We start from the raw sequence: 8,328 nt of genomic DNA, 5'->3' as shown, positions 1-8,328 counted from the left end.
GGGCGGCACCTCCAGCAGCGTCGCGCCGGTGAGCACGGACTCGTCGACGCGGTGCGGGGTGCGCAGCGCGGCCAGCACCCGGCAGTGCCGGGCGATCAGCGGCAGCGCCGTGAGGGTGGCCGCGTCGGCGTAGTGCAGGTCGTCGAGCAGCAGCAGCCCGGCCCGCACCCGGGAGCGGACGGCCTCGGCCAGCAGGTGGACGTCGTGCCCGGGCAGCCGCGCCCGCACCGCCCGCGACAGGGCCAGCGCCGGTGAGGTGCGCAGCATGGCCAGGCCGCCGCCGGCGTGCACCGGGCCGCGGAACCGGCCGGCGATCTCGCGGAGCAGGCTGCTGCGGCCGGCGCCGGGCGGCCCGGTGATGATCACCAGGCCCGGTTGCTGTAGGTGGGTGGCGGCGGTGGCGGCCAGTGCGTACGCGTCAGCCACCGCTCACCTCCCTCCCCCGTCGTGGCACGAACACGGGATCCTCCGCCTGGCCCCCGGCCGTAGTCTGTGGTGCGGCAGGCACCCCGTCTGTCCCCTCGCCACCAGGAAGGCAGCGCGGAGAGCATGTGGACCCCGGCCGTGGTCAGCACATTGTCGCCGACAGTGTGCACCGATGACGAGTCGTCGTGACCGGACCGCTATCCAGCAGGCTGGCCACACTGTGTGACGAGATCGTTGCCAGGGTCGGTTCGGAAGCCGGTGGGCAGGTACGACACATCGGCGTTCGTCTTCATGAGCCACTGCGCGTGGCGATCGCCGGCCGTCTGAAAGCCGGAAAGTCGACACTTGTCAACGCGCTCATCGGGCGCCGTGTCGCGCCTACCGCCGTCGGCGAGTGCACGCGGGTGGTGACCAGGTTCCGCTACGGGCCGGCCGACCGGGTCGACGTGGTGTGCCGCGACGGGTCCCGGCAGAGCCTCCCGCTGGACGCCGACGGCATGATCCCGCAGCGTCTCGGCGTCCCCGCGGCCCGCGTCGCGTACGTGGACGTGACCCTGACCAGCGAGAAGCTGCAGACGCTGACGGTGGTGGACACCCCGGGCCTGGCGTCGACCGACACCCAGGTCTCGCTGCGCGCCGAGGAGGCCGTCGGCACGACCACGAACACGGCGCCGTTCGACGCGGACATCGACGCCGACTCCGCCGGTGAGGTCGCCGCCGCCGAGGCCGTCGTCTACGTGTTCACCCAGGCGGTGCGGGCCGACGACGTGCGGGCCCTGGAGGCGTTCCGGGCGGCGTCGGCGCGGCTGGCGTCCACCCCGATCAACGCGCTCGGCGTCTTCGGCAAGATCGACACGTTGGTCGGCGGGGCGGAGGACCCGTGGCCGGTCGCCGAGCCCCTGGCCGCGCAGCAGGCGGCGCTGCTGGCCCGCACGGTCAGCGAGGTCATCCCGGTGGCCGGGCTGCTCGCCGAGACCGGAGAGGCGGGCCGGCTGACCAGCGCCGACTGCGACGCGCTGCGGGCGCTGAGCCGCGCCGACAACCTGGGCGTGCTGCTCGCCTCGGTCGACCTGTTCCGCACCCGGGCCGCGCCGGTGTCGGCCGAGCAGCGGGAACGCCTGCTGGGCCTGCTGGATCTCTACGGCATCGGGTACGCGATCGTGCAGCTGGCCGCCGACGAGCACTTGGGCACCGGTGAGCTGGTGCGCCGGCTGGTCGCCGCGTCCGGCTTCCCCCGGCTGCGGCACACCCTCGACGACGTGATGACGTGGCGCTCCGACGCCATCAAGGCCGGCTGGGCCCTGGCGCGGCTGGAGAAGCTGGCCGGGCACACCGGCGACCCCCGCGACCGCGAGGCGATCCGCGACGCCGTGGAGCAGCTGCTGCGCGAGCCCGGCTATCACCGGCTGCGGCTGCTCGAAGCGGCGCAGCGGGTCGCCACCGGCACCGTCGCGATGCCGGTGGAGTGGGAGCAGGAGCTGACCCGGCTGGCCACCTCCGAGGACGCGCGGTGGATCCTGCGGCTGCCCGAGGCGGGCGTCGACGAGCTGGCCGACGCCGCGCTGGCCGCGGCGAACCGGTGGCGGGTCTACGCGGTCGCCGGGGCCGGCCCGGCGCAGTCGCGGGTCGCGCAGGTTGCGCACCGCGGCTTCTACCTGCTCAGCAAGCAGGTGCGGCCGTGAAGGAGCTGGAGGGCACCGTCGCCGACACCCTCGCGTACGTGCGCCGGCGCGACCCGGACGCCGGCGCCGAACTGGCCGAGCTGCGCCGCCGCCGGGTCACCCGCCCGTCGATCGTGCTGGTCGGCGAGACGAAACGCGGCAAGAGCTCGCTGATCAACGCGCTGCTGGGCGTGCCGGGGCTGTCGCCGGTGGACGCCGCCGTGGCCACCAACACCTACCTGCACTTCACGCCGGGCCCGCCCGGCTCCCCGGCGGCCGCGCGGGCGGTGCTGCCCGGCGGCGAGTCCGTCGACGTCGGCGACCTGTCCGACCTGCCCCGGTGGGCGACCGGTGAGCAGCGGGCCCGGCGCATCGAGGTGACCCACCCGGCGCCGCTGCTGCAGTATGTGAGCCTGCTCGACACCCCGGGCGTCGGTGGTCTCGACCCGGCGCACACCGCGGTCGCCCTGGACGCCGTCGATCGGGCCACCGCGCTGTTGTTCGTCGCCGACGCGTCCGCGCCGCTGTCCAAACCGGAGCTGACGTTCCTGGTGGCCGCCAGCGAACGGGTCAACAACGTGGTGTTCGCGCTGACGAAGGTCGACGCGTACCCGGGATGGCGCCGCATCCGCGACGACAACCTCGCCCTGCTGCAGGCGCACGCGCCGCGCTTCGCCGCCGCGCCCTGGTTCCCGGTGTCGGCCCGCCTCGCCGAGCTGGCCCTGGCCGTTCCGGCGAAGGAGCAGGCACCGCTGGTCGACGCGTCGCAGATCGCCGGCCTGCAGCACGCCCTCGTCGACCTGGCCGGCCGCGGGCACCAGCTGCAGCTGGCCAACGTGCTGCGCGCCGCCCGCGGCGAGCTGGCCCGCCTGGAGAGCGCCGCGGCCGCCCGGGTGGAGGCCGCCGAGGCCGACCCGGCCCAGCTGGTGCGGGTCCGCGCCGAACGCGCCGCCCTGGCCGCCCGCAAACGCACCGAGTCGCGGCACTGGACGCTGCTGCTGTCCAGCGAGACCCAGCGGGCCCGCGTCGAGGTGGTCGGCAAGCTGCGCACCCGGGTGGCGGCCGTGCAGCAGGAGATGAGCGCCCGCATCGACGGCGCGGGCCGCGACGGTCTCAACGCGTTGCCGCAGCAGCTCGACGCCGAGCTGCAGGCGGTCGCGGTCGGCCTGTCGCAGGACCTGGAGATCACGTTCCGGCAGGTCGGCGAGAACGTCCTGGCCGAGGTGTTCGACGCCGGTGAGCTGGGCCAGCTGCTCGGCGGGCTCAACGCGACGCTGCGCCACACGCTGGAGTCCGCGCCGATGCGCGACGGATCCGCCGACAACGCGCTGATCGCGCTGTCGGCCGGCGGGATCGCGTTCATGGCCGGGCGCGGTGCGATCCTGGGCGCCTCGGTGCTGGGCGTGGCCGCCGGCGGGCTGCTCGTGCCCGTCGCCGGGATCGGGCTCGGGTTGGCCGCCGGCGGATACGTGCTGTACCGGCGGCGGGTGCAGTCGGACCGGCAGCAGGCGAGGATCTGGCTGCGGGACGTGCTGGGCGAGGCGCGGGCGGCGTTGTCGGACGAGGTGGCGTACCGGCTCACCGACCTGCACCACGCGCTGAGCGTGGCCGTCGACGACGCCGTCGAGCGGCGGCTGCGCGAGCTGGACGCGCACATCGCCGAGGTGGACGCGGCGGCCGCGGAGGACGCGGCCGGGCGGGCACGCCGACGGGCGAAGGCACAGCAGGACCGCGACGAGGTCCGGCAAAAACTGAAGAAGGCCGACGAAGTCCTGTCCCGGGCGGCGGCGCTCTCCCCCGCCCCGAAGGAGCAGTCATGACCGATCACCACGACGCCGGGCACGACGGCGAGCACCATTTCGACCACGACTTCGGGCCGGTCGACGACACCGACGCGCAGGACCAGCCGGATCTGTCCGAGGCGCACCACGAGGACGACAGCGCGTGGGATGCGCCGCCGGAGCACGAGGAGCAGCTGCCCGCGTGGGAGGACCACCAGCCGGAGGCCGAGCTCACCACCGCGGCGGAGCACGAGCAGGTGGGCGAGGACGACGCGGCGCCGGTCAACGACGAGCCGGTGGACCTCTTCCCGCCGCAGGTCGACGTCGGCCCGCTGCCCGAGCCGGTGGACGGCTTCCCGTGGGTCGACTCCAGCAGCCTCGGCCTGATCGACGCCGGCACCGTCGGCGCCGACGCCCTCGCCGCGGCCCCGGATCCGCACGAACTGGCCGAATACGCCGCGGAGGAGCTGCCCCCGGCGGTGGATCCGTGGGCCGCCCTCGCCGAGTCGGAGGACCCGGCGACCGCGGCGCTCGCTAAGTTCTACCGGCCGGATCAGACCTAGCCGCAGGAGCGCACCCCCGATGGCCTCGACCGACACGACCGCGCCCGCGGGCAGCACCCGCCGGGAACGCACCGGGTGGTACTTCTACGACTGGGCCAACTCGGCGTTCTCCACCACGGTCATCACCGTGTTCCTGGGGCCGTTCCTGACCACGGTCACCGAGCTGGCCGCCGGCTGCGCGCTGGGCGCCGACGAGTGCGACGGCCGGGTCCACCCGCTCGGCATCACGATCGCGGCCGGCTCCTACTACCCGTACCTGGTGTCGCTGTCGGTGTTCCTGACCGTGTTCGTGCTGCCGGTGACCGGGGCGATCGCCGACCGGGTGCCGCGCAAGAAGCCGCTGCTGGCCGCGACCGCGTTCACCGGCGCCGCCGCGACGATCGCGATGGCGTTCGTCACCGGCGACCGGTACCTGCTGGGCGGGGTGCTGTTCCTGATCGCGAACATCTCCGGCGGCGCGTCGATCGTCATCTACAACTCGTTCCTGCCGCGGCTGGCCGGGCCCGACGACCGCGACCGGGTGTCGTCGCGCGGCTGGGCGCTGGGCTATCTGGGTGGCGGGCTGCTGCTGGCGCTGAACCTCGTGGTCGTGCAGACCCTCAGCGTCGACGGGGACCCGCAGCGCACCCTCGACCTGGCGCGCTGGTGCATCGTGTCGGCCGGGGTGTGGTGGGGCGTGTTCACGCTCGTACCCCTGGCCTGGCTGAAGGAGCACCCCGGCGCGGAGGCCGGGCGGGTCCGCGGCAACGTGCTCACCGACGGGTTCAAACAGCTGGGCCGGACCATCCGCGGGCTCCGCGCGTACCCCCTGACCCTGTACTTCCTGCTCGCCTACCTGGTCTACAACGACGGCATCCAGACCGTCATCGCCCTGGCCAGCCAGTTCGGCACCGAGGAGCTGAAGCTCGGCCAGTCCACGCTGATCATCACGATCCTGATCGTGCAGTTCCTCGCCTTCGGCGGCGCGCTGCTGCTCGGCGCGGTGGCCACCCGCATCGGCGCCCGCAAGACCGTGCTGCTCAGCCTCGTGCTGTGGCTGGGTGTGGTGCTCGCCGCGTTCTGGCTGCCGGAAGGGCAGCCGGTGCCGTTCATGCTGCTCGGCGTGGCGATCGGGCTGGTGCTGGGCGGCAGCCAAGCCCTGTCGCGCAGCCTGTTCTCGCAGCTGATCCCGCACGGCAAGGAAGGCGAGTACTACGGCTTCTACGAGATCAGCGACAAGGGCACGAGCTGGCTGGGGCCGCTGCTGTTCGGGCTGGTGTTCCAGCTGACCAGCAGTTACCGCCTCGGCATCGTCTCCCTGGTGATCTTCTTCGTGGTCGGGGCGATCCTGCTCGCGCTGGTGCCGATCCGGCAGGCCATCGTCGCCGCCGGCAACACACCACCCAGGCTGCTCTGATGGCAGCTGGAATGAACATCAGCATCGACCACGATTCGACGGTGCCGCCGTTCGAGCAGGTGCGGCTGCGCATCGCCGAGCTGGCCGCTTCCGGGGCCCTGGCCGCCGGGCATCGCCTCCCGCCGGTGCGTGCCTTTTATACTCATGGACATCTTTATCAAGTAAACCAAACACGAATGAAACTGGCTGAAAAGGCAAAAGAATTAGGATGTTTGTTTGCCTTTTATGGACATACACATGTTGCAAAATATGAGCAAATAGGTGGTATCCATGTAATTAATCCTGGTAGTATTTCTCAATCACGTAGTCAAATTGAAGAAACTTTTGCCGAACTCGTATACAAGGAAGATGAAAATACCATCATTTTGAATTTTAGAAATAGAGAAAATCAGATCATTGAAACAGTTAAGATTGAATTTTAGACAGTTAGGAATAATAAGAGCAAAACTTTTATATAAAGAATAAACCTGGGACATTAAAATATTACATTCTTAACATGGGAACTTAAAAGAATCACTAATCTCTAGGCTGCTAATTCTCCGTACTTTCCAGAGGATAAGTAGCCTAGTTTTTTGTTGGTTTCGGTTATAACTATAATTTGTAATGTACTTTTCTGTAGAATCTATAACAATGTTGTTAGCTTTATTAAGCTTGTTATAGATGTAGAAAAAGGAGACTTTAGCGAAGATTGATACTTCCTATTGAGTGGGTTAAAGACAGGTGTTCAATTTCAGAAATATATTTCTGATGATGTCTTGTTCTTATCGTCTTTTTATGTCTAACATGTCAGTTTAAATGATTATTCTGCTAAATTATCCAAACGGCATTACATATCTAATCATTTCGTGAAATTATAAATATTAAATTTTTGTCAAATCAAAGATGTATATTTTGTAAATTATAATTATAATACCTCTAAGACAAGTGATATAATGATTTTTAATTTTATTTTAGTTAACATAAATATTTATAGGAAGTTTTGAATACATCATCTATACAAAACAATATACTCTACAAAATATTTTTGATTTAATTTTATGTTGTTCTTCACTTTTTGTTAGGTTGTGTTAATATTTAATTAATAAATATAAAGGACGTGGAAATGTGGAATTTAAATATATGGCAATACCCAGTATAGCAATGACTTTATTATTAACTGGTTGTGTTCAAAAAGATAATGACCATGATGAAGCTTCTAAAAATAAGCAAGAACAAAAAAAGAAAGATAATAAGAAAGAGAAATCAAAAGATAAAACTATTAATAACGAGTCTGATAATAGTAATGAAGTTTATACTGAAAATAACCAAAATAGTAATACTGAAGGTTTTAAAAAGAATTCTGCTAGTCACAAAGAGACACAAGCTGAAGCAAATCAACGTATGCAAGAAGAAAGTCGTTCTGAACATAATGGAATGAGTAATGCTGAATATGCTACAAAAATAAATGAAGAAGCTAATAGTGGTAAAGAATACCAAGAGTATTTAGGCGCAAAAGAAAGCCAACACGCTATTACACATTTAACACCTGAACAAAAAGCTAATGGCGCTGGTGGTGGTGGTGCTGGTTGGAATTACGCTGAAGAAGATGAAAGCTTTAGTGAATGGAAAGACAGAAGAGATAGAGAAAAAACTGAAGCAGGATATTGATAAAAATATATTATTCCTCATATTATTGCTAGTTGTTGCGGTTAAGGAGATAGTGAAGAAATGTAAATAGAAGTTCATTGATATAAAAATTTTGAGAAAAATTGATGTAGAATCTGACTTTGAATTTATAAAAGTTATTCTGTATTTCTCTCGAATATTGATTAGTGACACAAAATAAGGAAAAGTTGGAATTGTACTAATGCAACTTAGTAAGTAATTAGGATAGTAGTTCAAAAAGTTAAAAATGATTTGAATAATTATAAAAAAGACAATTTCTATATTATCTCAATAGAAATTGTCTTTTTACAAGTCTAAGAACTTTATGCCTTAAACTATTTTGTTATAGCGTCCTGGGAGGGATTCGAACCCCCGACCGATGGCTTAGAAGGCCATTGCTCTATCCAGCTGAGCTACCAGGACATTTTCAACACAAGAATTATTATATCTAAATATATGTCTTTTAGCAATAGGTACCTAATAAAAATTATTTATATTTTTCACTATAATAGAGGTTTTTATACATAAATGTTAATTTGATATTAAATCTCATATGTTTATATCAATAAAATCGAGCACAATACAGTTGTGCATGCCTAACTGTTAAAAAACTTAAATAAAGCAACAGTTAGGAACTCTTAATTACTTAGTATGAAAAATGCAACAAATTGAGTCAAATTAACTTTATAGTATAGGTAACAAAACGATAGAGATAACGAATCAAAACGTATCCGATCGTTTTGGAGTTATTAACTCATTTAGGAGTGTTAATAATGAAATTATTTAACGCTTTTAAAGACATCTTAGAAGCAGCCATCACTAACGATGGCACTCAATTAGGGGCAAGTATTGTTAAC

Annotated in this window: 7 protein-coding genes, 1 tRNA gene and 2 pseudogenes; 7 read left to right on the top strand and 3 right to left on the bottom strand. The window is 61.0% G+C overall.

Annotated features, from left to right (window positions below; translation table 11 throughout):
* Positions 1-426: pseudogene (locus AB0M20_RS15590) on the bottom strand (LuxR family transcriptional regulator); the annotation flags it as partial.
* A 185-nt stretch (positions 427-611) separates the two neighbouring features.
* On the opposite strand from AB0M20_RS15590, the gene AB0M20_RS15585 reads away from it, so the two are divergent.
* The 5 genes from AB0M20_RS15585 to AB0M20_RS15565 are packed head-to-tail and all read left to right on the top strand — an operon-like array spanning position 612 to position 6,249.
* Positions 612-2,108 (top strand): dynamin family protein, encoded by a 1,497-nt coding sequence (locus tag AB0M20_RS15585; RefSeq protein WP_364298528.1) that lies wholly within the window; start codon positions 612-614, stop codon positions 2,106-2,108.
* Positions 2,105-3,907 carry a dynamin family protein gene (locus tag AB0M20_RS15580; RefSeq protein ID WP_364298526.1) on the top strand — a complete coding sequence of 601 codons (1,803 nt, stop codon included), beginning with the start codon at positions 2,105-2,107 and terminating at the stop codon, positions 3,905-3,907. Before AB0M20_RS15585 ends, AB0M20_RS15580 begins: the two co-directional genes overlap by 4 nt.
* Positions 3,904-4,431 carry a hypothetical protein gene (locus AB0M20_RS15575; protein WP_364298524.1) on the top strand — a complete coding sequence of 176 codons (528 nt, stop codon included), beginning with the start codon at positions 3,904-3,906 and terminating at the stop codon, positions 4,429-4,431. The genes AB0M20_RS15580 and AB0M20_RS15575 overlap by 4 nt, the downstream gene beginning before the upstream one ends.
* Before the next feature lie 19 nt (positions 4,432-4,450).
* Entirely contained in the window at positions 4,451-5,827 is a 1,377-nt protein-coding gene (locus AB0M20_RS15570) for an MFS transporter (protein ID WP_364298522.1), read from the top strand.
* Positions 5,827-6,249 (top strand): metallophosphoesterase family protein, encoded by a 423-nt coding sequence (locus tag AB0M20_RS15565; protein ID WP_364298520.1) that lies wholly within the window; start codon positions 5,827-5,829, stop codon positions 6,247-6,249. The genes AB0M20_RS15570 and AB0M20_RS15565 overlap by 1 nt, the downstream gene beginning before the upstream one ends.
* A gap of 101 nt (positions 6,250-6,350) precedes the next feature.
* Here AB0M20_RS15565 and AB0M20_RS15560 read toward each other — a convergent pair.
* Positions 6,351-6,492, bottom strand: a pseudogene (locus AB0M20_RS15560) (IS3 family transposase); the annotation flags it as partial.
* 439 nt (positions 6,493-6,931) lie between these two features.
* On the opposite strand from AB0M20_RS15560, the gene AB0M20_RS15555 reads away from it, so the two are divergent.
* Positions 6,932-7,474: a hypothetical protein gene (locus AB0M20_RS15555; protein ID WP_002439396.1), complete on the top strand. Its 543-nt coding sequence runs from the start codon at positions 6,932-6,934 to the stop codon at positions 7,472-7,474.
* Positions 7,475-7,820: 346 nt separating this feature from the next.
* On the opposite strand, the gene AB0M20_RS15550 is transcribed toward AB0M20_RS15555, so the two are convergent.
* Positions 7,821-7,894: transfer RNA gene (locus tag AB0M20_RS15550), tRNA-Arg, on the bottom strand.
* A gap of 350 nt (positions 7,895-8,244) precedes the next feature.
* Here AB0M20_RS15550 and AB0M20_RS15545 point away from each other — a divergent pair.
* Positions 8,245-8,328 (top strand): beta-class phenol-soluble modulin (locus AB0M20_RS15545; protein WP_364298530.1); only part of this gene is annotated, 84 nt, incomplete at its 3' end.

Origin of the sequence: Actinoplanes sp. NPDC051633, assembly GCF_040681735.1 — a bacterium.
In the GTDB taxonomy this organism is placed as follows: domain Bacteria; phylum Actinomycetota; class Actinomycetes; order Mycobacteriales; family Micromonosporaceae; genus Actinoplanes.
Note: the sequence above shows the minus strand (reverse complement) of the source record. Positions and strands in the feature narration are given on the sequence as shown.

Coding starts and splice junctions, on each gene's coding strand:
- AB0M20_RS15565 (WP_364298520.1), top strand. CDS start 5,827: ATGGCAGCTGGAATGAACATCAGCATCGACCACGATTCGACGGTGCCG.
- AB0M20_RS15570 (WP_364298522.1), top strand. CDS start 4,451: ATGGCCTCGACCGACACGACCGCGCCCGCGGGCAGCACCCGCCGGGAA.
- AB0M20_RS15575 (WP_364298524.1), top strand. CDS start 3,904: ATGACCGATCACCACGACGCCGGGCACGACGGCGAGCACCATTTCGAC.